Annotated in this window: 21 protein-coding genes; 17 read left to right on the plus strand and 4 right to left on the minus strand. The window is 66.5% G+C overall.

Translation table 11 applies throughout. From position 1 onward, the window contains the following. Positions 1 to 35: 35 nt before the first annotated feature. From BCEP18194_RS13925 to BCEP18194_RS13950, 6 genes are all read left to right on the plus strand, one after another. On the plus strand, positions 36 to 1,148 hold the full coding sequence (locus BCEP18194_RS13925; RefSeq protein WP_011351913.1) for an agmatine deiminase family protein: 1,113 nt from the start codon (positions 36 to 38) through the stop codon (positions 1,146 to 1,148). Between the two features lie 150 nt (positions 1,149 to 1,298). Further along, positions 1,299 to 2,828, plus strand: a complete 1,530-nt coding sequence (locus BCEP18194_RS13930) for an agmatine deiminase family protein (RefSeq protein WP_011351914.1) — start codon at positions 1,299 to 1,301, stop codon at positions 2,826 to 2,828. A 274-nt stretch (positions 2,829 to 3,102) separates the two neighbouring features. Then, a complete protein-coding gene (locus tag BCEP18194_RS13935; protein WP_041492823.1) occupies positions 3,103 to 3,798 on the plus strand; it encodes an alpha/beta hydrolase in 696 nt (231 codons plus the stop codon). 225 nt (positions 3,799 to 4,023) lie between these two features. After that, a complete protein-coding gene (locus BCEP18194_RS13940; protein ID WP_011351916.1) occupies positions 4,024 to 4,839 on the plus strand; it encodes an ABC transporter substrate-binding protein in 816 nt (271 codons plus the stop codon). Positions 4,840 to 4,942: 103 nt separating this feature from the next. After that, positions 4,943 to 5,665 carry an amino acid ABC transporter permease gene (locus tag BCEP18194_RS13945; protein ID WP_011351917.1) on the plus strand — a complete coding sequence of 241 codons (723 nt, stop codon included), beginning with the start codon at positions 4,943 to 4,945 and terminating at the stop codon, positions 5,663 to 5,665. Positions 5,666 to 5,667: 2 nt separating this feature from the next. Further along, a complete protein-coding gene (locus BCEP18194_RS13950) occupies positions 5,668 to 6,393 on the plus strand; it encodes an amino acid ABC transporter permease (protein WP_011351918.1) in 726 nt (241 codons plus the stop codon). 166 nt (positions 6,394 to 6,559) lie between these two features. On the opposite strand, the gene BCEP18194_RS13955 is transcribed toward BCEP18194_RS13950, so the two are convergent. Both BCEP18194_RS13955 and BCEP18194_RS13960 read right to left on the minus strand, forming a co-directional pair. Further along, positions 6,560 to 7,822 (minus strand): M23 family metallopeptidase, encoded by a 1,263-nt coding sequence (locus BCEP18194_RS13955; RefSeq protein WP_011351919.1) that lies wholly within the window; start codon positions 7,820 to 7,822, stop codon positions 6,560 to 6,562. A 339-nt stretch (positions 7,823 to 8,161) separates the two neighbouring features. Then, positions 8,162 to 8,809 (minus strand): TetR family transcriptional regulator, encoded by a 648-nt coding sequence (locus BCEP18194_RS13960; protein ID WP_011351920.1) that lies wholly within the window; start codon positions 8,807 to 8,809, stop codon positions 8,162 to 8,164. A gap of 150 nt (positions 8,810 to 8,959) precedes the next feature. Here BCEP18194_RS13960 and BCEP18194_RS13965 point away from each other — a divergent pair, with 150 nt between their 5' ends. The 9 genes from BCEP18194_RS13965 (at position 8,960) to BCEP18194_RS14000 (ending at position 21,910) form a co-directional block, all read left to right on the plus strand. Then, entirely contained in the window at positions 8,960 to 10,159 is a 1,200-nt protein-coding gene (locus BCEP18194_RS13965; protein ID WP_011351921.1) for a MexX/AxyX family multidrug efflux RND transporter periplasmic adaptor subunit, read from the plus strand. A 20-nt stretch (positions 10,160 to 10,179) separates the two neighbouring features. Further along, entirely contained in the window at positions 10,180 to 13,317 is a 3,138-nt protein-coding gene (locus BCEP18194_RS13970; RefSeq protein ID WP_011351922.1) for a multidrug efflux RND transporter permease subunit, read from the plus strand. After that, complete coding sequence (locus tag BCEP18194_RS13975) at positions 13,317 to 14,774, plus strand: efflux transporter outer membrane subunit (RefSeq protein WP_011351923.1); 1,458 nt, start codon at positions 13,317 to 13,319, stop codon at positions 14,772 to 14,774. The genes BCEP18194_RS13970 and BCEP18194_RS13975 overlap by 1 nt, the downstream gene beginning before the upstream one ends. A gap of 412 nt (positions 14,775 to 15,186) precedes the next feature. Further along, positions 15,187 to 15,405: a hypothetical protein gene (locus BCEP18194_RS41165; RefSeq protein ID WP_157687169.1), complete on the plus strand. Its 219-nt coding sequence runs from the start codon at positions 15,187 to 15,189 to the stop codon at positions 15,403 to 15,405. 205 nt (positions 15,406 to 15,610) lie between these two features. Beyond that, a complete protein-coding gene (locus BCEP18194_RS13980; protein ID WP_011351925.1) occupies positions 15,611 to 16,123 on the plus strand; it encodes a fimbrial protein in 513 nt (170 codons plus the stop codon). Positions 16,124 to 16,245: 122 nt separating this feature from the next. Next, positions 16,246 to 18,699, plus strand: coding sequence for a fimbria/pilus outer membrane usher protein (locus BCEP18194_RS13985; RefSeq protein ID WP_041492824.1), 2,454 nt, complete (start codon positions 16,246 to 16,248; stop codon positions 18,697 to 18,699). A 16-nt stretch (positions 18,700 to 18,715) separates the two neighbouring features. Further along, positions 18,716 to 19,462: a fimbrial biogenesis chaperone gene (locus BCEP18194_RS13990; RefSeq protein ID WP_041493064.1), complete on the plus strand. Its 747-nt coding sequence runs from the start codon at positions 18,716 to 18,718 to the stop codon at positions 19,460 to 19,462. Next, positions 19,459 to 20,484, plus strand: a complete 1,026-nt coding sequence (locus BCEP18194_RS13995; RefSeq protein WP_011351928.1) for a fimbrial protein — start codon at positions 19,459 to 19,461, stop codon at positions 20,482 to 20,484. Before BCEP18194_RS13990 ends, BCEP18194_RS13995 begins: the two co-directional genes overlap by 4 nt. A gap of 184 nt (positions 20,485 to 20,668) precedes the next feature. Then, on the plus strand, positions 20,669 to 21,910 hold the full coding sequence (locus BCEP18194_RS14000) for a calcium-binding protein (protein WP_244272963.1): 1,242 nt from the start codon (positions 20,669 to 20,671) through the stop codon (positions 21,908 to 21,910). 65 nt (positions 21,911 to 21,975) lie between these two features. Here BCEP18194_RS14000 and BCEP18194_RS41660 read toward each other — a convergent pair whose 3' ends face one another. Together BCEP18194_RS41660 and BCEP18194_RS14005 are read right to left on the minus strand one after the other, a co-directional pair. Next, positions 21,976 to 22,113: an HHHH-motif protein gene (locus BCEP18194_RS41660; RefSeq protein WP_011351930.1), complete on the minus strand. Its 138-nt coding sequence runs from the start codon at positions 22,111 to 22,113 to the stop codon at positions 21,976 to 21,978. Positions 22,114 to 22,159: 46 nt separating this feature from the next. Further along, positions 22,160 to 22,399, minus strand: a complete 240-nt coding sequence (locus BCEP18194_RS14005) for a hypothetical protein (RefSeq protein ID WP_041492825.1) — start codon at positions 22,397 to 22,399, stop codon at positions 22,160 to 22,162. A gap of 326 nt (positions 22,400 to 22,725) precedes the next feature. On the opposite strand from BCEP18194_RS14005, the gene BCEP18194_RS14010 reads away from it, so the two are divergent. Together BCEP18194_RS14010 and BCEP18194_RS14015 are read left to right on the plus strand one after the other, a co-directional pair. Then, complete coding sequence (locus BCEP18194_RS14010) at positions 22,726 to 23,382, plus strand: RNA polymerase factor sigma-70 (protein WP_011351932.1); 657 nt, start codon at positions 22,726 to 22,728, stop codon at positions 23,380 to 23,382. An 86-nt stretch (positions 23,383 to 23,468) separates the two neighbouring features. After that, on the plus strand, positions 23,469 to 23,711 hold the full coding sequence (locus BCEP18194_RS14015; RefSeq protein WP_011351933.1) for an MbtH family protein: 243 nt from the start codon (positions 23,469 to 23,471) through the stop codon (positions 23,709 to 23,711). The last annotated feature ends 2 nt before the right edge of the window (positions 23,712 to 23,713 follow it).

The raw sequence follows: 23,713 nt of genomic DNA on the forward strand, positions 1-23,713 counted from the left end.
CACACGAAGTAACCGGCACGAGAAAGAGGAATGCCATGACAACGAGACGTCAACTGTTGAAACGCGGCCTGTCCGTATCTGGGGCGGCGCTGGCCGCCAGCGCGCTGGGCGGGTTGCTCGGCCGCGCCGCGCACGCGCAGCAGGGCGCAACCTGGCACATGCCGGACGAGGGTGCGCCGCACACGGCGACGTGGATGGCGTTCGGCCCGAGCGAGGACATCTGGGGTGCGCGGCTGTTGCCCGTCGCGCGCGCGAACCTGGCCGCGATCGCGAAGGCGATCGCCGCGCACGAGCCGCTCAAGATGCTGGTGCGCGAGCAGGACTACGCAATCGCGTCGCGGCTGTGCGGTTCATCGGTCGAGCTCGTCCAGCATCCGGTCGACGATCTGTGGATGCGCGACACGGGGCCCGTGTTCGTGAAGAACGCGTCGGGCCAGCTCGGCGGCGTGAGCTTCAATTTCAACGGCTGGGGCAACAAGCAGGAGCACGACCAGGACGCGGAAGTCGCGCCGTTCGTGGCGGAGCGCGCCGGTGCACGGCTGCTCGACACACGGCTGGTGCTCGAAGGCGGCGGCATCGAGGTGGACGGCGAAGGCACGGCGATCATCACGCGCAGCTGCGTGCTCAATTCGAACCGCAATCCGGGCGTCGGCCAGGCACAGTGCGAGGCGGAGCTGAGCCGGCTGCTCGGGCTGAAGAAGATCATCTGGCTGCCGGGCATCGCGGGCAAGGACATCACCGACGGGCATACCGATTTCTATGCACGCTTCACGAGCCCGGGCGTCGTGGTGGCGGGGCTCGATACCGATCCGTCGTCGTACGATCACGCGGTGACGCGGCAGCATCTGGAGATCCTGCGGAAATCGACCGATGCGAAGGGCCGCCCGTTGAAAGTCGTCGTACTGCCGGGCCCGAAGTCCGTCCGGCATCAATACGAGAACGAGGAATTCGCGGCAGGTTATATCAACTTCTACGTGTGCAACCGCGCAGTGATCGCCCCGCAATTCGGCGACAGCCGCGCCGACCGCAATACGCGCGACACGCTCGTCGACCTGTTTCCGGGGCGCGAGGTCATCCAGCTGAACATCGACGGCATCGCCGCGGGCGGCGGCGGCATCCACTGCACCACGCAGCAGCAGCCGGCCTGAACCCGGCCGCGGGCCGGCATGCGTGACCGGCCCGCACGACCGTAGCAGGCAGCAGTTCATTCCGGACTACTGAAAACAATGCGGAATCCGTCTTGCGAGACGGAAGCCGGCGCGCCCGCGCGCGCGCCGACCGCGCAATGGAGTTGAAACATGACGAAACGACGTACCCACGCGCGCGCAGGCAAGCGTGCGCAGCACGCACCGGATACCGGCCGGCGCGGCTTCATTCGATATTCGGCCGCCTTTCTCGGCTTGCCGCTGCTGGGCAGCCTGGCCGCTTGCGGTGGCGGCGGCAGCGACGGTGCATCCGGCGCGGCTTCCACGTCGCCAGGCACGACACCCGGCACGAAGCCGTCGACGCGGCCGGTCACGTACCGGCTGCCTGCCGAAGATGCGCCGCACGCGTCGACCTACATGGCCTTCGCGTCCGGTGCGGACGGCATCTGGCTGCCCGTCACGCCGCAAAGCACGGATGCCGGCATCGACCGCGTGCGGGCCGACCTGATGGACGTCGCGAAGGCGATCGGCGCAACCGAACCGGTCGACATGCTGGTGCTGCCGGCCGATCTCGACGCGGCCCGCGCGCTGCTCGCGACCGCGAGCGTCGCGAACCCGGACCTGCATGCGCGCTACGCGGCCCGCGCCGCGGGCGCGGGCGGGATCAACCTCGTGCCGCTCGCCGACGGCTTCAACGATTTCTGGGTGCGCGACACCGGGTGCCTGTTCGTCAGGGATACGACGAACGACAATGCGCTGAATGCGGTCGGCTTCAATTTCAACGGCTGGGGCAACGCGAACACCGACGGCGCCGGCATGAGCCCCGGCGCGACGGTCCCGCCGGAAGTCGCGGCCGCGAGCAACCGCTCGAAGGCGGGCAAGTTCTTCCAGCCGTTCGGGCGCGACAACACGGTGGCGGGCTGGATGGCGCAGCGCAAAGGCGCGAGCCTGATCCGCAGCACGTTGACGCTCGAAGGCGGCGCGATCGAATTCGACGGCGACGCGACGGCGATCCTCACCGAATCGTCCGTGCTGCACGTGAACCGGAATCCGCAACTGTTCGACATCCCGAACGGCGTGATCGCGAATGCGACGCTGCTGCCGACGGCGAAAGACACGGTGCTCGCCGAACTGCAGCGCACGCTCGGCGTGCGGAAGATCATCTGGCTGCCGGGCACGGCGACCTATCCGCGCAGCAGCGGCGTGGGCGGCGCCGGTGGCGCGGCGACGCCGGCCGGCGAGACCGACATCACGAACGGGCACGTCGACTTCTACGCGCGCTTTCTCGCGCCCGGCGTGGTCGCGTGCTGTTACGACGCGTCGAATTCGACCGGCGAACGCGCGTTGACGGACGCCAACCGGCAACGGCTCGCGGGCGAGACCGATGCGAACGGCCGGCCGCTGCAGATCGTCGAGCTGGTGCCGCCGGTCAATTTCGGCACGTCGGCCGGCACGAGCCTGAACGACCGGCAGATGACGAATTTCGCGGCCGGCTACATCAATTTCTACGCGTGCAACGGTGCGATCGTCATGCCGAAGTTCAACGACGCGGCGGCCGACGCGGCCGCCATCGCCGCGATCCGGCCGTATGCGGGGAACCGGGCGATCGTGCAGGTCGACATCCTCGGCATCGCATCGGGCGGCGGCGGTATCCACTGCTCGACCCGCGAAGTGCCGGCGTGAGCGTGTCCCGTCATATCGATAGTGAAATCGATTCGTTGTCCATGACGGGCGAATTCCTTAATCTGGGCCTGTAGTTCGTGTGACACCTCCTTGACTGGGATTCGCGCCCGCTGCTTGCAGCGGGCGTCTTTTTTGGTGCGCTGCGTCGCACGCCGGCCCCGGCGGGGTTGGTCGCGCGCGGCGGCTCGCCTATGCTGGTTGCTGCATGTCCGCGCGTCGGTCCGGATCGGCCGGGCCGGTGACGGTTCGATGACATGCCAAGTCAAGGAGAGTCATGATGAGCAAACCCACGATCGTGCTCGTGCACGGCTTCTGGGGCGGCGCCGCGCACTGGGCAAAAGTGATCGTCGAACTCGCGCGCAAGGGCCATGCGTCGCTGCATGCGGTCGAATTGCCGCTGACTTCGCTTGCCGACGACGCCGAACGCACGCGCAGGATGATCGCGCAGCAGGCGGGCCCCGTGCTGCTGGTCGGCCATTCGTACGGCGGTGCGGTGATCAGCGAGGCCGGCAATTTGCCGAACGTCGCGGGCCTAGTGTTCATTGCCGCATTTGCGCCCGACGCCGGCGAAAGCCCCGGCGGGATCACGCAGGAACACCTGCCGGCGGCCGCGCCGAACCTCGCCCCCGACAGCGACGGCTATCTGTGGATCAAGCCCGACAAATTCCACGAGAGCTTCTGCCAGGACCTTTCGTCAGATGAAGCGCTCGTGATGGCCGTCACGCAGAAAGCGCCGGTGGCGAGCACCTTCGCGGATACCATCCACGCGCCCGCGTGGCGCGTGAAACCGTCGTGGTACCAGATCTCGAGCGAAGACCGGATGATCGCGCCGGAAAACCAGCAGCGGATGTCGGCGCGGATGGACGCGCGCAAGGTCATCACGCTCGATGCGAGCCATGCGTCGCTCGCGTCGAAACCGGTGGCGGTCGCCGCGCTGATCGACGAGGCGGCGACCGCGCTCGCCGGGTGATGCGCGGGAAGCGGGGCGCGGCGGGCTGCGCGCGGTGCCATGCCGCGTCCGCGGCCCGCGCGGCTCATCACGAAACCCGCTGAGCAAAGCACCATTTGTTGGTTCGGATTCGCCGCACGCGCTGATACGTTAGCGGCTTCGCGACGACACACTCCGCCGCGATGTTCTTCGAACCGGGCCGCCGCGCGATCCGCGGCGGCCTTCATAACAAATCAGGTCGTGCTCATGAAAATCAACACGCTCGCTACGTGGCTCGTCGGGGCTGCGCTCATTACCGCAGGCACCGTCGCGCACGCGGACCGTCTCGACGACATCAAGAAGGCCGGTGTGCTGCGCGTCGCGACGTTCGACAGCAACCCGCCGTTCGGCTATGTCGACGGCAAAAGCAATCACATCGTCGGCCTCGACGTCGACTACGCCAAGGCACTCGCCGACAAGCTCGGCGTGAAGCTGCAGCTCCAGCCGACCAACCCCGCGAACCGCATTCCGTTCCTGACGTCCGGCAAGGTCGATCTCGTGCTCGCGAACTTCACGATCACGGACGAGCGCGCGAAGCAGGTCGACTTCAGCATTCCGTATTTCTCGTCGGGCCAGCAGTTTCTCGCGAAGAAGGGCGTGCTGAAATCGGCCGACCAATTGAGCGCGCTGCGTGTCGGCGCCGACAAGGGGACCACCAACGAGATCACGCTGCGCGAGAAATTCCCGAAGGCGACGATCGTCGCGTATGACGACACGCCGTTCGCATTCGCCGCGCTGCGTGCCGGCAACGTGCAGGCGATCACGCAGGACGGCCCGAAGCTGATCGGGCTGCTCGCGAACGTGCCGGACAAGCAGAACTACGAGATCCCGGCGTTCACGATCTCGAACGACTACATGGGTGTCGGCGTGCCGAAGGGCGAGACGCGCCTGCTCGGTTTCGTCAACGACACGCTGAAGGGACTCGAGGCGAACGGCCGCGCCGGGCAGATCTACGACGCATGGTTCGGGCCGACGACGAAGACGCCGCTCACACGCATCTTCCGGATCGGCGACAAGACCTGATCCGCATCGCACGCGCGCCGCGATCGGCCAAAGCACCGGCCGCGCGGCGCATTTCGTTTTTTTCGTTTTCCTCCGATCGCGCGCTTCGCGCCCGCAACACAGCATGCTCGGGTTGGCTCCCAAATATCTGTCCTGGCTCTGGCAGGGTTTCGTGCTGACGCTCGGCCTCGCGGCCGCGTCGGCCGTCGTCGCGACCGCCGGCGGGCTGCTGCTCGCGGTCATGCGGCATGCGCGCGGCACGGCGCCGCGCGCGGTGGCGGCCGCGTACGTCGTCGCGTTCCGCAACACGCCGCTGCTCGTGCAGTTGCTGTTCTGGTATTTCGGCGTTGCGTCGCTGCTGCCCGACACGTGGATCGCGTGGCTGAACGCGCGCCATGCGTTGAGCATCGGCCCGTTCACGCTCGCATGGCCGTCGTTCGAATTCGTCGCGGGCTGGGTCGGGCTGAGCGCGTATACGGCCGCATTCGTCGCCGAGGAGTGCGAAGCGGGCTTGCGCGGCGTGCGGCGCGCGCAGCACGATGCAGCGGCCGCACTCGGCCTCACACCGATGCAGTCGCTGCGTTACGTGGTGCTGCCGCAGGCGGTGCGCATCGCGTTGCCGCCGTTGTTCGGCCAATACATGAATCTCGTGAAGAACTCTTCGCTCGCGATGGCGATCGGCGTGGCCGAGCTGTCGTATGCGTCGCGGCAGGTCGAGACCGAGACGTTCAAGACCTTCGCCGCATTCGGCGTGGCAACCGTGCTGTACGTCGCAGCGGTGGCCGCGATCGAAGCGGGCGCGTATGCCGCCACGCAATGGCGCGACCGGCTGGGAGCGGGGCGCTGACGATGGATTTCTCGCTGCTGCTCGCCAATCTGCCTTACCTGCTCGTCGGCGCGTTCCCGGAAGGGCCGCTCGGCGGCGCCGCGCTGTCGCTGTTGCTCGCGATCGCATCGGCCATTGCCTCGGCCGTGCTCGGCATCGCGCTCGGCGTTGCGATGGCGCTCGCGCGCGGCCCCGTGCGCGTGCTGCTGCTCGCGTTCATCGGTTTCTTCCGTGCGATTCCGGTGCTGATGCTGATTTTCTGGACGTACTTCCTGATGCCCATGCTGCTGCACATGGACGTGCCGGGGCTCGCGACGGTCGTATGCGCGCTCGCGCTGATCGGTGGCGCGTATCTCGCGCACGCGGTGCATGCGGGCATCGTCGCGGCCGGCGACGGGCAATGGCAGGCCGGGCTGTCGCTCGGGCTCACGCGCTGGCAGACGGTGCGCTACGTGCTGCTGCCGCAGGCGATCCGGATCATGACGCCGTCGTTCGTCAACCAGTGGGTCGCGCTCGTGAAGGACACGTCGCTTGCCTATATCGTCGGCGTGCCGGAGCTGTCGTTCGTCGCAACGCAGGTGAACAACCGGCTGATGGTGTATCCGGCGCCGATCTTCCTGTTCGTCGCGCTGATCTATCTGGTGCTGTGCACGTCGCTCGACGGCGCGGCACGCTGGCTGCTGTCGCGGCGCCCGCGCGCGGAACGCGCCGCGCATGCGGCGGCCGAGTACACGGAACCCGCGCGGTGACGGCATGCTGTTGCCGTTCTGAATTGCCGACAAGGCAGTGTCGATGAATGGGTGCAGCGGACAGCGCGCCAGGCAGGTCAGGCCCGGCAGGCAAGGAGAGGGGCAAGGCGTGTAGAGAACCTGCCACGCGCCGCTGCTCGTCGAGCAACGGCAGGCGGCAGGTGCATCACGACGCCGAGTAATGCGTATTGAAGACGGCGCGCAGCGTCGATGAATCGGTCGCGAAATCGCCCCACAGCGGCCCGTCGTTCTGCGCGAACGCGAACGGCGCCGTATTGATCGATGCGAGACGGAAGCGCCATTGCGCCGCCTCCTGGCGGAAGGCGGTGAGCTGCATGTCTGACAGCGCCGTTTGCGCGCTCGCGAGCGTGACGAGCGGATCGACCGGATTGTTCGCGACGCGCACCTCGAAGTGCAGGTGCGGGCCCGTCGCGGCGCCCGTCATCCCGACCGAGCCGATGCGCTGGCCCTGCTTCACGGTCTCGCCCGTTTTGAGGCCGTGCGCGAACGCGGACAGGTGCGCGTAGTAGGTCGAGTAACCATCGGCGTGATCGACGATCACGTAGCGGCCGTAGCCGCCCGGATCGGTGCCGACGAACGACACGACGCCGTCGGCTGCTGCGTCGACGGGCGTACCGCTCGGCGCGGCGAGATCGACGCCCGTGTGGAACGCCATCGCCTGCGACAGCGGATGGATGCGTTCGCCGAAGAACGAGCTGATACGCGTCCACTTGACCGGCATCGTGAAGGCGGCGGCTTCGAGCGGCGAGCCGTCGAGTGCGTAGTATGCGCCGTGCTCGGCGCCCGGCGCGCGGAACCAGATCGCGCCGAACGTGCGGCCGGCGACGCGCAGTTCGAGCGCGGTGAGGCGCGGCGTGCCGTCGTTCGACTCGAATGCAACGCGGTAGTAGTCGCCGCGCTGCGCGCTGGCACGCATCGCGACCTTGCCGCTGACGAGATCGCCGAGCTGGATGCGCACCTCGGGCGGCACGTCGAGACGGTTCAGCGTATCGGACAGCGTGAGCTCGATGTCGCCCGCGCGCATCCCGTGCTGGTTTTCAGGGGCCGCGAACTGGAACAGGTTCGCGTAGCCGAGCATGTCGTTGCGGTGCGCGCTGAGCGGCGCGAACAGGCCCGGCTGCTGGCTGCGATCGTTGTGTTCGCCGGCATCGTTGCGCTCGCCGATCGTGCGGGCGAGCTCACTCGTCACGAAATGCTGCGCGGTGGGAAACGGCGTGTCGGACAGCACGCGCTGCGGCAGCGCGGCCGTGCCCGAATCGACGGCGCCCGGCAGTTGCGACACGGCCGGCAACGCGGCGAGGCCGAGTGCGGCGAGGGCGCCGAGCACGGCGGCCGGCACGAGCGCGCGCGCAATGCGCTGCGCGCGGCCGGGCGCGAAAGCATCAGGAGTAGCGGCAGACTTGACCAAGGTGTCCACATCCAGGAAAGCGGTTCAAAGGGGTGTGGGCAGGGGCCACCGGCGGCAACATCCGTCGGGCAGCGACGGGGCGGGCGGCGGGCGTGCAACAAAACAGGCCCCGCCAGGGGCCTGTATCGTTTCCGTTCGACCCAACATGCGGGGTGGACCCGCTTCGAACGGCGGCGTGCATACCGGGTCGTACCCGGTTATCACGAAGACGCTAAAGAAAGATGACAGCGTCAGTCTACCGATGTTCCGCAAAACGTTAAAAATTTTAAAGGGGGTCAGCTCATTCGTTTCACAGTGCGGTAAATCGGGTTAAATCAGCATTTATTACGACAAATTCAGTCAGCCCGGCAATTTGTGCGCGCGGATGCGCAGCGCGGCGGAGGTGCGCACGGTGTCGAAGCTGGCGTCGAGCATGGCCTCGGCGTCGTTCCACAGGTTGCCGCGCAGCCGGTTGGTCCAGATCATCGACGCGAACACGCCTTCGAGCAGCGAGACGAGATAGACGGCGGCCAGGTGTACATCGAGATCGGCGGCGACTTCGCCGGCCGCGATCGCGCGGCGCAGCAGCGCCTTGGTGATCCGCAGCATCTGCAATTCGAGCAGCATGCGGCGCCGCTGCAACTCACCGTTTTCCTCGCTCTGCTCGCACTTCGTATAGAGGATCACGAGCACGCGCTGCATCGGGCCCGGCTCGCCGCATTCCTGCAGATAGTGCGACGCGGCGCGCCGCAACGTGGCGAGCGGGGGCAGCCCTTCGCCCGCGTCGAAGCCTTCCGACGTGCGCGCGAACGCGCGGTCGCACATCGCGAGACACACTTCCATCTTGTTGCGGTAATGGCCGTAGACGGCGCCCCGCGACATCCCGGCGGCCTCGGCGAGGTCCGCCATCGCGGTTTGCGCCACGCCTTTCTCGAGCAGCACGAGCTCGGCGGCGTCGAGGATCCGGTGCTTGATGGCGAGCGATTCTTCGCGGGTCTTGCGGGCCATGTCCTGAAATTCCTTACAGTTCGCTGTCGTTTTATTGAGACAGTGTGACGGTCAGATTGAAGTGCCGTGTATTTAATCAGTCGTGACTGATTATAATCGGCCACCCTGAGCCGCCGCATTGTATCGGTGGCGAACGATCCGAGGTCACACATGAATAACAATCGCTCCCTGTTGCGCCACCGACTGGCGCCGTTCGCGCTGGCGGCCGTGCTGGCCCTGGCCGGATGTGGAAAGGGCGACAAGGACGCCGCGCCGGAGGCCGCGAAACAGGCAACGGTCGTGACGGTGCGCCCGACGGCGGTGCCGATGACCGTCGAATTGCCGGGCCGGCTCGATGCTTACCGGCAGGCGGAAGTCCGCGCGCGGGTCGCGGGCATCGTGACCGCGCGCACCTATGAGGAAGGCCAGGAAGTGAAGCAGGGCGCGGTGCTGTTCCGCATCGATCCCGCGCCGCTGAAGGCCGCGCGCGACGCCGCGCAGGGCGCGCTTGCGAAGGCGCAGGCCGCCGCGCTCGCGGCGAGCGACAAGCGCCGCCGCTACGACGATCTCGTGCGCGATCGCGCGGTGAGCGAACGCGACCATACCGAGGCCGTTGCCGGCGACACGCAGGCTAAGGCCGATGTCGCGTCAGCGAAGGCGGAGCTCGCACGGGCACAGTTGCAGCTCGACTATGCGACCGTCACCGCGCCGATCGCGGGCCGCGCACGGCGCGCACTCGTGACCGAAGGCGCGCTGGTCGGGCAGGACCAGGCGACGCCGCTCACGACCGTCGAGCAGCTCGATCCGATCTACGTGAACTTCTCGCAGCCGGCCGCCGACGTCGATGCGCTGCGCCGCGCGGTGAAGAGCGGACGTGCGACGGGCATCGCGCAGCACGACATCGCGGTGACGCTGCTGCGCGCCGACGGCACCGCGTATCCGCTGAAGGGCAAGCTGCTGTTCAGCGATCTCGCGGTCGATCCGACCACCGACACCGTCGCGATGCGCGCGCTGTTCCCGAATCCGGAGCGCGAATTGCTGCCGGGCGCGTATGTGCGGATCGCGCTCGACACGGCGGTCGACCAGCGGGCGATCCTCGTGCCGCGCGATGCGCTGCTGCGCACGGCCGACCGCACGTCGGTGCGGGTCGTCGGCACGAACGGCAAGGTCAAGGACGTCGAGGTCGCAGCCGACCAGATGAGCGGCCGTGACTGGCGCATCACGCGCGGCCTCGCGGGCGGCGAGCGCGTGATCGTCGACAACGCCGCGCAGTTCGCGCCCGATACGGCCGTCAAGCCCGTCGAGCAGGCGCCGCCGTCGAAGGCAGCGCCGGCAGCGGCCGCTTCGCAGGCGGCTGCCCGTCAAACCTGACTGGTTAACACCACACCACCATGGCACGTTTCTTCATCGATCGCCCCGTCTTCGCGTGGGTGATCGCAATCTTCATCATGCTGGGCGGCGCATTCGCGATCCGCGCGCTGCCCGTTGCGCAGTACCCGGACATCGCACCGCCCGTCGTCAGCATCTATGCGACGTACCCGGGCGCGTCCGCGCAGGTCGTCGAGGAATCGGTGACCGCGCTGATCGAGCGCGAAATGAACGGTGCGCCGGGGCTGATGTACACGTCGGCCACCAGCAGCGCCGGGATGGCGTCGCTGTACCTGACGTTCAAGCAGGGCGTGAACGCCGATCTCGCGGCCGTCGAAGTGCAGAACCGGCTGAAGACGGTCGAGGCGCGGCTGCCCGAACCGGTGCGACGCGACGGCATCCAGGTCGAGAAGGCCGCCGACAACATCCAGCTCGTGGTGTCGCTGACGTCCGACGACGGGCGGATGACCGCCGTGCAGCTCGGCGAATATGCGTCGGCGAACGTCGTGCAGGCGCTGCGTCGCGTCGAGGGCGTCGGCAAGGTGCAGGTTTGGGGCACCGAGTACGCGATGCGGATCTGGCCCGACCCGGTGAAGATGGCCGGCCACGGCCTCACCGCGTCGGATATCGCATCGGCCGTGCGTGCGCACAACGCGCGTGTGACGATCGGCGACATCGGCCGCACCGCGGTGCCGGCGAACGCGCCGATCGCGGCGACCGTGTTCGCCGATGCGCCGTTGAAGACGCCGGCCGACTTCGGCGCGATCGCACTGCGCACGCAGGCCGACGGCTCCGCGCTGTACTTGCGCGACGTCGCACGCATCGAGTTCGGCGGCAACGACTACAACTACCCGTCGTATGTGAACGGCAAGGTCGCGACCGGGATGGGCATCAAGCTCGCGCCGGGCTCGAACGCGGTTTCCACCGAGAAGCGCGTGCGCGCGACGATGGACGAGCTGTCCGCGTATTTCCCGTCGGGCGTGAAGTACCAGATCCCGTTCGAGACGTCGTCGTTCGTGCGCGTGTCGATGAACAAGGTCGTCACGACGCTGATCGAAGCCGGCGTGCTGGTGTTCCTCGTGATGTTCCTGTTCATGCAGAACCTGCGTGCGACGCTGATCCCGACGCTCGTCGTGCCGGTCGCGCTCGCGGGCACGTTCGGCGTGATGTATGCAGCGGGCTTCTCGATCAACGTGCTGACGATGTTCGGGATGGTGCTCGCGATCGGCATTCTCGTCGACGACGCGATCGTCGTGGTCGAGAACGTCGAGCGGCTGATGGTCGAGGAGGGGCTCGGGCCTTACGACGCGACCGTCAAGGCGATGAAGCAGATCAGCGGCGCGATCATCGGGATCACCGTGGTGCTGACGTCGGTGTTCCTGCCGATGGCGTTCTTCGGTGGCGCGGTGGGCAACATCTACCGGCAGTTCGCGCTGTCGCTCGCGGTGTCGATCGGCTTCTCGGCCTTCCTCGCGCTGTCGCTGACGCCGGCACTGTGCGCGACGCTGCTCAAGCCGGTGTCGGGCGACCATCACGAGAAGCGCGGCTTTTTCGGCTGGTTCAACCGCTTCGTCGCAAACTCGACGCAGCGCTATGCGACGCGCGTCGGCGCGATGCTGAAGAAGCCGGTGCGCTGGCTCGTCGTGTACGGTGCGCTGACCGGCGTAGCGGCGCTGATGCTCACGCAGTTGCCGACCGCGTTCCTGCCTGACGAGGACCAGGGCAACTTCATGGTGATGGTGATCCGCCCGCAAGGCACGCCGCTCGCGGAAACGATGCAGAGCGTGCAGGAAGTCGAGTCGATCATCCGCCGCGACGAGCCGACCGCGTTCACGTATGCGCTCGGCGGCTTCAACCTGTACGGCGAAGGGCCGAACGGCGGAATGATCTTCGTCACGCTGAAGAACTGGAAGGAGCGCAAGAGCGAAGATGCTCACGTGCAGGCGATCGTCGCGCGCATCAACGAGCGCTTCGCGGGCACGCCGAACACGACGGTGTTCGCGATGAACTCGCCGGCGCTGCCCGATCTCGGCTCGACGAGCGGCTTCGACTTCCGGCTGCAGAACCGCGGCGGGCTCGACTACGCGACGTTCAGCGCCGCGCGCGAGCAGTTGCTCGAGACGGGCCGCAAGGATCCGGCGCTGACCGACCTGATGTTCGCCGGCACGCAGGACGCGCCGCAGCTGAAGCTCGATATCGATCGCGCGAAGGCGTCGGCGCTCGGCGTGTCGATGGACGAGATCAACACGACGCTCGCGGTGATGTTCGGCTCCGACTATATCGGCGACTTCATGCACGGCACGCAGGTGCGGCGCGTGATCGTGCAGGCCGACGGGCTGCACCGGCTCGATCCGGACGACGTGAAGAAGCTGCGCGTGCGCAACACGCACGGCGAGATGGTGCCGCTCGCGGCATTCACGACGCTGCACTGGACGCTCGGGCCGCCGCAGCTCACGCGCTACAACGGCTTTCCGTCGTTCACGATCAACGGCTCGGCCGCGGCAGGCCACAGCAGCGGCGAGGCGATGACCGCGATCGAGCGGCTCGCCGGGAAACTGCCGGCCGGCACCGGCTTCTCGTGGTCGGGGCAGTCGTTCGAGGAGCGGCTGTCGGGTGCGCAGGCGCCGATGCTGTTCGCGCTGTCGGTGCTCGTCGTGTTCCTCGCGCTCGCGGCGCTCTACGAGAGCTGGTCGATTCCGTTCGCGGTGATGCTGGTCGTGCCGCTCGGCGTGATCGGCGCGGTGCTCGGCGTCACGCTGCGGATGATGCCGAACGACATCTACTTCAAGGTGGGGCTGATCGCGACGATCGGGTTGTCCGCGAAGAACGCGATCCTGATCGTCGAAGTCGCGAAGGACCTGGTCGCGCAGCGCATGTCGCTCGTCGACGCCGCGCTCGAGGCCGCGCGCCTGCGGCTGCGGCCGATCGTGATGACGTCACTCGCGTTCGGCGTCGGTGTGCTGCCGCTCGCATTCGCATCGGGCGCCGCGTCCGGTGCGCAGATGGCGATCGGCACCGGCGTGCTGGGCGGCGTGATCACGGCGACCGTGCTCGCGGTGTTCCTCGTCCCGCTGTTTTTCGTGATCGTCGGCCGCCTGTTCGACGTCGGCCCGCGCCGGCGCGGCGGGGCACAGCCGGCGACGATGGAGGGTTCTCAATAATGTTTGCGCTGAATGCACGCGCTGCGCTGCGGGTCCAGGTTGCGCTCGCCGCCGCGCTCGCGCTGGCCGGCTGCACGCTCGCGCCGCGTTACGAGCGGCCGGCGGCGCCGGTGCCGGCGACCTATGCGCCGGTCGACGGCAGTGCCGCACCGGCGGCCGAGGTGTCGCCGGCTAACGCTGCGCTGCTCGACGACTGGCGCACCTACTTTACCGACGCCGCGCTGCAGGCGTGGATCGACGCGGCGCTCGCGAACAACCGCGACCTGCGGGTCGCGGCCGGGCGCCTCGAGGAAGCGCGCGCGCTGTACGGCGTGCAGCGCGCGGACCTGATGCCGTCGGTCGATGCGAATCTGGGCTATGACCGTGCGCGCCAGTACGACCCGGTCGTACGCGAAAGCGCGATCAGCGGGCTGTATCGCGCGGGCGTCGGCGTCAGCGCGTACGAGCTCGACCTGTTTGGCCGCGTGCGCAGCCTGTCCGACGCGGCGCTCGCCGAATATTTCGCGACGGCGAACGCGCAACGCACGGTTCGCATCGGCGTGATCGCCGACGTGGCGGGCGCCTATGTATCGGAGCGCTCGCTGCACGAGCAGCTCGCGCTGGCGCAGCGCACGCTGGATGCTCGCCAACGCATGGCCGCGCTCACGCAGCGCCGCTATGCGGCCGGCACGAGCGACGCGATCGAGCTGCGCTCGGCCGAGATGCTGGTGGCATCCGCGCGCGCGTCGCAGGCCGCGCTGGAGCGCGAGCATGCGCAGTCCGTGCGGGCGCTGCAGTTGCTCGCGGGCGACTTCGTGCGCAACGTGCCCGACGACATGACCGCGCTCGACACGCTGTCGATCGCGCCGGTGGCGCCCGGCGCACCGAGTACGCTGCTCGAACGGCGGCCGGACATCCGGCAGGCGGAGGCACGGCTCAAGGCCGCCAACGCGCAGATCGGCGCCGCGCGCGCGGCGTTCTTCCCGCGCATCACGCTGACGAGCGACTACGGCTCGGTCAGCGACGCGTTCTCGAGCCTGTTCACCGGCGGCACGAGCGTGTGGACGTTCGCGCCGCGCCTCACGCTGCCGATCTTCGCGGGCGGACGCAATCGCGCGAACCTCGACGTCGCGAACGCGCGCAAGCACATCGCGGTTGCCGATTACGAGAAGACGGTGCAGACCGCGTTTCGCGAGGTGGCCGACGCATTCGCCGCGCGCGACTGGATCGATCGCCAGCTTGCCGCGCAGCAGGACGTGTATGCGGCCGACGGCGCGCGGCTGAAGCTCGCCGAGCGTCGCTACGCGGGCGGTGTCGCGACGTATCTCGAACTGCTCGACGCACAGCGCAGCACCTACGAGTCGGGGCAGGAGCTGATCCGGCTCAAGCAGCTCAGGCTCGCGAATGCGATCACGTTGTACCGCGCGCTCGGCGGCGGCTGGTCGCCCGCGTCGGCGGAGGCCGCGGCTTCCGCGTAATGCCCGTCGCCTGACGCGACCACGCGTCGGGCGGCATCACGGCGGCCGCACGCTTCGACGTGCTGCTGCCGCTTCCTTCGATCTCTACCGCTGTTCCAGCGAATCATTCCCCACTGACAGGCCGGCCAGGACGTTTTTCATCCTGCAGCAGCGCGCACGTGCGCGATCCGGAACACCCCTCGTCTTGCGACCGCCCATGTCGCGATTCCGCGCAAACGTGTGCGGGTCATTTTTCCTTCTTTCTCTCATGCGATGCGGTCCGGAAGTCGGGTTCCGGCGGCCACTCATGCGGGCGATTTAGGATCTGGAATTGACAATCGAATTAACCATATATTGGAAATAATGAGGGTGGCAAAGTGTCGCAGCAAAACGTTTGTATTCATGCTGCAATCGTTTGCGAGAAAAAATTGCATTGATTGAATCGATCTTTAATTTCCTGTTTGTTGAAAATGATTTGATATTGGCGTTGTCGTCCGGCAACGATGGCGGCGTTGGACAATGTTTTGTCCTTTTCGCGGATGATTTTGCCGGAGCCAATACCAGCAAGGCAGAGCAGGGCGGCCGAGGCTGTCTATCGAAAATGTCTTTAATCTTCAATTGCTTCCACCAAATAGAAAAGGACTGCGGATAAAAATCGCGGGATTGAAAATTGGCGGGAAATAGTGCGGGTTTAGAGGGCTAAATCGAACATTGTCAGAAGCATTTGACAATGATTTACAGAAAACTTTCACGATTATCTCGATAATGCCGCCTCGTGACGGACGGGAGCCAACCACACGCTGCCGTTTGTGTCCGCCACGTCATCTATTCCATTTGCACTCCTTACGGGAAACGTCATGAAAAAATCCCTCCTGACCGCTGTCGCACTCGCGGCCCTGTCGACCTCGGCCTTCGCAGCGGGCACCGGCACGATCACCTTCAAGGGCGAGATCGTCGCGGGCGCATGCGGCATCGATTCGGGTTCGGTCAACCAGACCGTGCAACTCGGCAAGGTGCCGACCAACGCGTTCACGAAGGCTGGCGACAAGTCCCAGCCGGTTCCGTTCCAGATCACGCTGACGGATTGCGATACCAGCGTTGCGAAGCAGGCGAAGTTCACGTTCACGGGCACGTCGAACGCAACGCAGCCGAAGCTGCTCGCGACGATCGGTTCCGCAACCAACGTCGGCATCCGTCTGCAGAGCGCGTCGGGTGAAGACCTCGACAACGGCGTCGAGCAAGCTGCGCCGACGCTGCTGTCGAATGGCAACAACATCGTGACGTTCGGCGCGCGCTACGAAGCGACGGCTGCCGGCGTGACGCCGGGTACGGCCGACAGCGTCGCGAACTTCACGGTTCGCTACGAGTAAGCGCCTGTATCGGAGGAGGGGTGCGTGCATCCCTTCCTCCCTCTGCTTTCCTTCCTGTTTTCTTCTCCTCGGACTTCCGGTAGCGCCGCGTGCGAATCAGACATTCCTTCCTTTGCGTCTCCGTGCTGGTTGTCGGCAGCCAGAGCCATGCGACGGAATTCAATTCGTCGTTTCTCGACATCGACGGAACGAGCAACGTCGACCTGTCGCAGTTCTCGCAGGCCGACTTCACGCTGCCGGGCGAGTACATGCTCGACGTGCAGGTCAACGACCTGTTCCTCGGGCTGCAGGCGATCGAGTTCGTGGCCGTCGACACGTCTGGTGCGGGCAAGCCATGCTTGCGTCCGGAACTCGTCGCGCGGTTCGGCCTGAAGCCGTCGCTCGCGAAGGACCTGCCGCGCTTCCAGGGCGGAAGCTGCGTCGACCTGACGGCGATCGAAGGCGCAACCGTGCGTTACCTGAAAAGCGACGGGCGGCTCAAGATCACGATTCCGCAGGCCGCGCTCGAGTTCACCGATTCGACCTACCTGCCGCCGGAGAACTGGTCCGAAGGGATTCCCGGTGCGATGCTCGACTATCGCGTGATCGCGAACACGAACCGCAGTTTCGGTGCGGACGGCGGGCAGAACAATTCGATCCAGGCCTACGGGACGATCGGCGCGAACTGGGATGCGTGGCGCTTTCGCGGCGACTACCAGGCGCAATCGAACTCGGGCAACAAGGCATACGCGGACCGCACCTTCCGCTTCAGCCGGCTTTATGCATTTCGCGCGCTGCCGTCGATCCAGTCGACGGCGACGTTCGGCGAGGACTACCTGAGCTCGGACATTTTCGACACGTTCGCGCTGACGGGCGCATCGATCCGCAGCGACGACCGCATGCTGCCGCCTTCGCTGCGCGGCTACGCGCCGCTGATCTCGGGCGTCGCGCGCACCAACGCGACCGTGACCGTGTCGCAGGCGGGCCGCGTGCTGTACGTGACGCGCGTGTCGCCGGGCGCCTTCGCGCTGCAGAACATCAACACGAGCGTGCAGGGCACGCTCGACGTCGCGGTCGAGGAAGAGGACGGCAGCGTGCAGCGCTTCCAGGTGACGACGGCCGCCGTGCCGTTTCTCGCGCGTGCCGGACAATTGCGCTACAAGATGGCGCTCGGCAAGCCGCGCCAGTTCGGCGGCGCCGGCATCACGCCGTTCTTCGGTTTCGGCGAAGTGGCATACGGCCTGCCGCTGGACTTCACCGTGTACGGCGGTTTCATCGCCGCATCGGGCTATACGTCGATCGCGCTGGGCGTCGGCCGCGATTTCGGTACGTTCGGCGCGCTGTCGGCCGACGTCACGCATGCGCGGGCGCGCCTGTGGTGGAACGGCGCGACACGCAACGGCAACTCGTACCGCGTCAACTACTCGAAGCACTTCGACGGTCTCGACGCCGACGTGCGCTTCTTCGGCTACCGTTTTTCGGAGCGCGACTACACGAACTTCGCGCAGTTCACGGGCGACCCGACGTCGTATGGTCTTGCCAACAGCAAGCAGCGCTATTCGGCATCGATGTCGAAGCGCTTCGGCGACACGTCGACCTATTTCTCGTACGACCAGACGACTTACTGGGCGCGCGAGTCCGAGCAGCGCGTCGGCATCACGCTGACGCGCTCGTTCTCGATCGGTGCGCTGCGCAACCTGAGCGTGAACCTGTCGGCATTTCGCACGCAGAGCGCGGGCGGGAGCGGCAACCAGTTCTCCATCAACGCGACGCTGCCGATCGGCGTCAAACACACCCTCACGTCGAACGTGACGACGGGTAGCGGCAGCACGAGCGTGAATGCCGGCTACATCTACGACGATTCGGACGGCCGCACCTACCAGATCAACACGGGCGCGACCGACGGCCGTGCATCGGCGAACGCGAGCTTCCGGCAGCGCTCGTCGACGTACCAGCTCAACGCGCAGGCGTCGACGCTTGCCAATTCGTATGCGGCCGCGTCGCTCGAGGTCGACGGCTCGTTCGTCGCGACGCAGTACGGCATCTCCGCGCACGCGAACGGCAACGCGGGCGATACGCGCTTGCTGGTGTCGACCGACGGTGTGCCCGACGTGCCGCTGTCCGGCTCGCTCACCCATACCGATTCGCGCGGCTATGGGGTGCTCGACGGGATCTCGCCGTACAACGTGTACGACGCGACCGTCAACGTCGAGAAGCTGCCGCTCGAAGTGCAGGTGACGAACCCGATCCAGCGCATGGTGCTGACCGACGGCGCGATCGGCTTCGTGAAGTTCACCGCCGCGCGCGGCAGCAACCTGTACCTGACGCTGACCGACGCGGCCGGCAAGCCGCTGCCGTTCGGTGCGTCGGTGCAGGACGCGGCGAACGGCAAGGAACTCGGCATCGTCGGCGAGGGTGGCGCGGCGTTCCTGACCCAGGTTCAGCCGAAATCCACGCTCGCGGTGCGGGCGGGCGAACGCACGCTTTGCACGGTCGACACACTGCCGAACCAGCTCCAACTCGAAGGCACGCCGATCCCGGTGACGTGCCAGACACCCGGCGAGTCGCATGCAGCGGCCGCGCGGGTCGAACGATGATTCCACGGATCCTGCGATGAACCATTTCTTCTCCCTTTCCTTTTCGCGGCGCGCATGGGGCGTGTTCGCAACCGCCGGCGCGCTGCTCGCGGGCGCCGCGCACGCGGCGATCGTGCCGGACCGCACGCGCGTGATCTTCAACGAAGGCGAACGGGCCGCGATCGTCACGATCACCAACAAGAGCACGACCTATCCGTACCTCGTGCAGTCGTGGCTCGAGGACGCGAAACACAACAAGATCACGTCGCCGCTGATGGTCGTGCCGCCGCTGCAGCGCGTCGAGGCGAACGAGCGCAACGTGCTGCGGATCGCGAAGCTGCCGGGTGCCGACCTGCCGGCCGATCGCGAAACGGTGTTCTACCTGAACATCCGCGAAGTGCCGCCGAAAAGCGATACGCCGAACTCGCTGCAGATCGCGCTGCATACGCAGATGAAGCTGTTCTATAGGCCGAAGGGCGTGCAGCCGGTGCGCGACGAGGACTGGACGCTGCCGATGACATTGCGCGTGGACGCGGCCGCGCACAAGCTGGTGTTCGACAACCCGACGCCGTACCACATCACGATCGTCGACGTGGCGTCGGGCGCACAGAAGACGCCCGTGCCGCTGGACCCGGTGATGGTCAGCCCGATGAGCACGGCCGACGTGCCGTTCAAGGCCTCGATGCCGTCGACGCTGTTCGTCACGCATGTGGACGACTACGGCGGCCAGGTGGCGGTCGAGTATGCGTGCGAGGCCGGTGCCTGCAAGAGCGTGAAGAAATGAGCGGGGGCGCAAGACAACGCGTGTCGCCGCTCGCGTCGTGGCTGCGCTGGGTCGTGCTCGCGATGCTGATCGCGGCGGTGCAGCCGGCATGGGCGCTGCGCTGCCTGAGCGACGGTGGCGCGGATTCGCTTACCGAGCCGATCGGCGGTGTCGCATCGTATCCGACGGACGCGCAGGACGGGTACGTGATCTGGGTATCGCCGCCGCGCACGACGACGGGGTACTGCTACAAGGACTACGGCGGGAGCGCACTGGACTTTTCCGAGAAGGTTTACTTCTACGCGAATCCCAGATCGCAGGATCCCGCCGCATGGGGGCTGGAGATCGGCATTCGCTATGGTGGCCAGGACTATTTCGGCCTGGGTAGCGGGCCGAGCGCGCGCGTGGAAACCACCACCACCGTGGGTCCGTGCTCGCGCAGTGACTTTCAATGGGGGCGCTGCGAGAAGGTGCCGCTCAGCATCACGTATCAGGTGGTGATACGCAAGAAGGGCCAATGGATGCAGCCGCCGAACGACATCTATGCGGTCTTCCAGTTCGACGGCAGAGGCGGCCTCAACGCGGCCCGATCGAGTTTTCAGTACCGGCTGAGCGGGTTGTCGCGCCTGAAGCCGACACCGTGCCTGGTCGACGTGCTGGTGACGCCCGAGCCCGGCATCGTCAATTTCGGCCAGGTGCAGGCGTCCGGCAATGGCTTCCTGCCGGCCGTGCCGCGCCGACGGTTCTCGTTGTCGCTGACGAAGAAATGCAGCATCCCGATTCGCGTCGACGGTTATTTCGAGGCGACCAAGGGCACCGTGCAGAACGGTTTGCTGGTACCGGCGACGAACAGCAACTTCGGGATCGGCCTCGAGGATAGCCAGGGGAAGGCGATCGAGTTCAACAAGCAGTTCACGCTCACGCAGTTTGCGGCCAACGTCGCGAATCAGACCGTGTTGCTCGATGCAGTGCTCAAGTCGTTCGGACCACCGAAGATCGGGCCGTTCGATGCGTCCGCCACGATCCGGATTTTCCTGTATTGAGCGTTGCGCGGTATGAGCGACGTGCATCGCAAAGAGACGTCGCCTGCACCGGAATTTCATTGACGAACCGACGGAGGAGAAGGGGATGCATCTGAGACGCAGTATCGTTGCGGCCGTGCTGGCCGTGTCGGCCATGAGTGAAGGTCACGCACAGACGGTATCGGCCGGCGGCTATTCGTTGACCGTGATCGGCGACCTGGGCGGGCCGCGCAATATGCGGTACAACGGCTATGCCGTCAGTGCGGACGGCAAGACGATCATCGGCTCCTACTGGAGTGAAGCGCAGCCCGGCAACTCGATGGCCTTTTCGTGGTCGGCTGCGACGGGCTGGCAGAGGCTGGCCGCGCCGGCAAACGCCTACGACTCGCAGGCGCAGACGGTGTCAGCCGATGGCCAGGTGATCGGCGGTTCGATCAGCGCGCGTCAGGCGGACAGCAGCAACCTCGATCGATGGGCGGTGCGATGGCCCGGCGACGGTCGCACGCAGAAACTCGTTCCGGATACGGCCGGCTGGGGCGCATCGGTCGAAGTTGCGAACCTCGCCGGCACGAGGATGACGGGCAGCTTCACGGCGAAAGGCGGCCGGAACGCACGGTTCATGTGGGACCAGCCGAGGGGTTTCCGCGAACTGCCGCCGGGCGGCGACTATGCTGTGCAGCTCCGTTCGATGACCTCGTCCGGGAATGCGGCAACCGGGTTCGCCGGCAATGTCGACGGCGTGTATGGCTCGCGTGCGCTCCTGTGGACAGAGCGATTCGGCGAACGACTGTTGCCGACGATCAGCGCGGGCCTGGCCAGAATGGATATGGCCAATGGCGTGACCGAAGACGAACGGACGATCGCCGGCTCGCTCGGTACCCTGGTGGTTACGCCTGATGGGCAACGGGTCGACTCGGAGGCGGTGCTGTGGACGAACGGAGGTGACACCCTCCAGCGGCTCGGTTTTCTCGACGGCGACCACAGCAGCTATGCGTCGTCGATCAGCACGGACGGGCAGGTCGTGATCGGCGAATCGAGCAACGGGCAGGACGCTGCGCGGGTCTTCGTCTGGACGCCGCAAAGCGGCATGCGCAGCCTCGTTGCGTTGCTCGAAGCGGCCGGCCTGTCGGTCGGTACGCTGAATCTGACGGGTGTGATCGGCGTCAGCCCCGACGGGCAGACCATCACGGGGCAGGGCTATCGCGAAGACGACCCAGACGGGAGGCCGCAATTCTGGCAAGTGCACATCGATGCAGCCACGCTGCGCGCATTACGGCCGGCGAGCCCGGGTGCGGACGCATTGCCGGTACGGGCATCGCAGCCGAAGGCGATGTTACGCATGCTGGCGGCGAAGCCGAGCGCAGCGATGCGGCGAGACGTCTGCCGCATGCCGGTCACCCCGGCGCGACTGGCGCAATGCCGGTCGCTGCTGCCGGCCGCACGCTAGCGATCGTGGCCGCATGCAGATGAAGCGATGAAACAAGGCGCCGGTTCCCCGGCGCCTTGTTTCGTTTACCGCACCCAGCGGCACATCTTGTGATGGTGATGATCGAAGTGACACACGCGGTGCGGATGGGCTTCGGCGATGGCCGGCACGAGCACGGCCGCGGCGAGCGCCGCGACGGTCAGGGTCTTGAGTAGCGTCTTCATGTTGAGGTCCTGTCGTTGAATAGCGGATCACGGGAGCGGCGGCGCATTACCACTGCGGCCGCTGATCGTCGCGATGGTCGTCCCGGCGATCGTCGCGGCGGTCGTCATGCCCGGCGGGATGCTGAGCTTCCCAGTCGCGGCGCTCCCAGTAGCGATTTCCGTCCCAGTAACGATCGCCATGCCAGCCGATCGTGACTTCGGCCGGGCCAGGATAGGCGACGCATCCGGTAAGCATCACGCTCGACAGCGCACCAATCATGACAGCGGATAACACGATGGATTTCATGTTGTTCTCCCTTGGAAACGGCACGTCGATCGTACGAGCCCTCAAAATTTCACGTAGTAATAAGTTGCTACCGCACATGACAGGCGCAAGCGTTTCGTCAGAACCGTGAAAGGGCGTGTCGGTGCAGGCGCCAACCGTGTGCGCCGCACGGACGCGCCAGTGGCCGCGTGCCGTGACCAACGGCTGGTGTCCTATCTGTCAAAGCAACGATTTCGCCGATTGTTCAGACAAATCCTGACAACTGAAAGGGATATCTCGTAATCGGATTGAGAATGATTTGCGTTTACGTTAAATTGCGCTATCTCGGAATTTGACGGAGCAGATCGATGGCAATGGCGGAAGTGCTCGACCGACCGGCGGCGGCAGCGGCGAACCCGTTCCTCGGCAGTTTTTCCGACCGGCCGCCGCGTGCGCGCCGGACCGCGGAACCTCGTGTGCAGGGCGCGTTGCTCGACGTGCTGATCTCGCACCGCGCGATGCTCGTCAATGTCGCGCGCGGCTTCGTCGGCTGCGCGAGCCGCGCCGAGGACGTCGTGCACGACGTATTCGTGAAGCTCGTCGAATTCCCGAACCAGGACGCGGTGCGCCAGCCGGTCGCGTACGTGACGCGGATGGTGCGCAATGCGTCGATCGATGCATGCCGCCGCCAAAGCCTCGAGAACGTCTATCACACGGAAGAGGACGACGGCTTCGACGTGCCGTCGCCCGAGCCGACGCCGGAAGCCGCGCTGCTGACACGCGATACGCTGCGGCGCGTGTGGGCGGCGCTCGACGACCTGCCGGCGCGTAGCCGCGCGGCCTTCGAGATGGTGCGGCTGCGCGAGGAGACGCTGCAGACCGCGGCGCGCGCGCTGAACGTATCGCAGACGCTCGTGCATTTCATGGTGCGCGACGCGGAGCGCCACTGCGCGGAATGCCTCGACGCATGCCATCGCGGTGTCGCGTGCCCGGTGTTCCTGGGCGGCCGCGCACGGCGCCGGTAAAAAACCGCGCCGGCCAATCGTCTATCAGACAGGAGCGGCCGAACCCGCCGCTTCGCCACCTTCAACCGCCTCAGCGATTTCCGATCATGACGCAAGCCACGACGCCTTCCGCCGACACCGACGACCTCGTCTATACGGTCGTCATCAACGACGAAGAACAGTATTCGATCTGGCCGACGTTCCGGCCCGTGCCGGCCGGCTGGCGCGAGATCGGCGTGAGCGGCCCGAAAGCCGACTGTCTCGCGCACATCGAGACCGTCTGGACCGACATGCGCCCCGCAAGCCTGCGCCGCGCGATGGACGGCGAGCGCGCATCGCGCGCGTCGTGACC

Source organism: Burkholderia lata (assembly GCF_000012945.1).
Taxonomy (GTDB): domain Bacteria; phylum Pseudomonadota; class Gammaproteobacteria; order Burkholderiales; family Burkholderiaceae; genus Burkholderia; species Burkholderia lata.

Bases quoted from the DNA above. Each gene is read 5' to 3' on its own strand.
- BCEP18194_RS13925 (WP_011351913.1), top strand. From the start codon at position 36: ATGACAACGAGACGTCAACTGTTGAAACGCGGCCTGTCCGTATCTGGG.
- BCEP18194_RS13930 (WP_011351914.1), top strand. From the start codon at position 1,299: ATGACGAAACGACGTACCCACGCGCGCGCAGGCAAGCGTGCGCAGCAC.
- BCEP18194_RS13935 (WP_041492823.1), top strand. From the start codon at position 3,103: ATGATGAGCAAACCCACGATCGTGCTCGTGCACGGCTTCTGGGGCGGC.
- BCEP18194_RS13940 (WP_011351916.1), top strand. From the start codon at position 4,024: ATGAAAATCAACACGCTCGCTACGTGGCTCGTCGGGGCTGCGCTCATT.
- BCEP18194_RS13945 (WP_011351917.1), top strand. From the start codon at position 4,943: ATGCTCGGGTTGGCTCCCAAATATCTGTCCTGGCTCTGGCAGGGTTTC.
- BCEP18194_RS13950 (WP_011351918.1), top strand. From the start codon at position 5,668: ATGGATTTCTCGCTGCTGCTCGCCAATCTGCCTTACCTGCTCGTCGGC.
- BCEP18194_RS13960 (WP_011351920.1), bottom strand. From the start codon at position 8,809: ATGGCCCGCAAGACCCGCGAAGAATCGCTCGCCATCAAGCACCGGATC.
- BCEP18194_RS13965 (WP_011351921.1), top strand. From the start codon at position 8,960: ATGAATAACAATCGCTCCCTGTTGCGCCACCGACTGGCGCCGTTCGCG.
- BCEP18194_RS13970 (WP_011351922.1), top strand. From the start codon at position 10,180: ATGGCACGTTTCTTCATCGATCGCCCCGTCTTCGCGTGGGTGATCGCA.
- BCEP18194_RS13975 (WP_011351923.1), top strand. From the start codon at position 13,317: ATGTTTGCGCTGAATGCACGCGCTGCGCTGCGGGTCCAGGTTGCGCTC.
- BCEP18194_RS13980 (WP_011351925.1), top strand. From the start codon at position 15,611: ATGAAAAAATCCCTCCTGACCGCTGTCGCACTCGCGGCCCTGTCGACC.
- BCEP18194_RS13990 (WP_041493064.1), top strand. From the start codon at position 18,716: ATGAACCATTTCTTCTCCCTTTCCTTTTCGCGGCGCGCATGGGGCGTG.
- BCEP18194_RS13995 (WP_011351928.1), top strand. From the start codon at position 19,459: ATGAGCGGGGGCGCAAGACAACGCGTGTCGCCGCTCGCGTCGTGGCTG.
- BCEP18194_RS41660 (WP_011351930.1), bottom strand. From the start codon at position 22,113: ATGAAGACGCTACTCAAGACCCTGACCGTCGCGGCGCTCGCCGCGGCC.
- BCEP18194_RS14005 (WP_041492825.1), bottom strand. From the start codon at position 22,399: ATGAAATCCATCGTGTTATCCGCTGTCATGATTGGTGCGCTGTCGAGC.
- BCEP18194_RS14010 (WP_011351932.1), top strand. From the start codon at position 22,726: ATGGCAATGGCGGAAGTGCTCGACCGACCGGCGGCGGCAGCGGCGAAC.
- BCEP18194_RS14015 (WP_011351933.1), top strand. From the start codon at position 23,469: ATGACGCAAGCCACGACGCCTTCCGCCGACACCGACGACCTCGTCTAT.